The sequence below is a fragment of the Streptomyces sp. B15 genome (assembly GCF_018070605.1).
In the GTDB taxonomy this organism is placed as follows: domain Bacteria; phylum Actinomycetota; class Actinomycetes; order Streptomycetales; family Streptomycetaceae; genus Streptomyces; species Streptomyces smyrnaeus.
Window position 1 is genome coordinate 1 of the sequence record NZ_JAGPXJ010000210.1, and the last position, 590, is coordinate 590.

Consider the following 590-nt stretch of genomic DNA (forward strand, 5'->3'; position numbering starts at 1 on the left):
TCCCGGTAGCGGCCGAGGACGTTCTCGCCGGCATGGGCCACGCGCTCGAGCCGGCCGAGGCCGAGGAAGCCGCAGGTGCCCTTGATGGTGTGGATGAGGCGGAAGATCTCGCCGATCGTCCGGGGATCGTCCGGGTGACGCTCGAGTCGGAGGAGGGCCGTATCGAGTCCGGCCAGCCCCTCGCTCGTTTCGGTAAGAAAATCGGCGATCAAGTCGTCCATGGGAACCCCGCGAGCCATATGCGGGGATCAACATGCCGGTCGGTGCCCGAAGATTTGGTAAAGCACCGCCCGATTCCCGACGTCGCTAGGCGACGCGCTGCTTCGCTTCCGGCATGAGCGTCAGCGGGGCGGCCGCGCCGTCCCGTCCGAGCGCCAGGGCGGGACCCATCCCGGCCGCCGCGGCCAGGTGCAGCAGCAGCGGCGCCATGACGTCGCGCGGGCCGGAGACCTCGTCACCGGCCAGCGCGGCGGTCAGGCAGGGGGGCCAGGCGGCGTTGCGGCCCTCCGGCCACACCGCCAACCCGCTCGCCTCGCCCGCCAGGTGAACCGTGCCGCCGCGCGGCAGGGCCTCGCTCGCCAGCATGACGG

The 590-nt window shown here is 72.2% G+C and carries 2 protein-coding genes; both read right to left on the reverse strand.

The genetic code is table 11. The features are described 5' to 3' along the window. A partial coding sequence (locus KBY19_RS37865) for an Hpt domain-containing protein (protein WP_210967523.1) occupies positions 1–221 on the reverse strand: 221 nt, incomplete at its 3' end. A gap of 85 nt (positions 222–306) precedes the next feature. After that, the coding region (locus KBY19_RS37870) for a histidine phosphotransferase family protein (RefSeq protein WP_210967524.1) at positions 307–590 on the reverse strand (284 nt) is incomplete at its 5' end.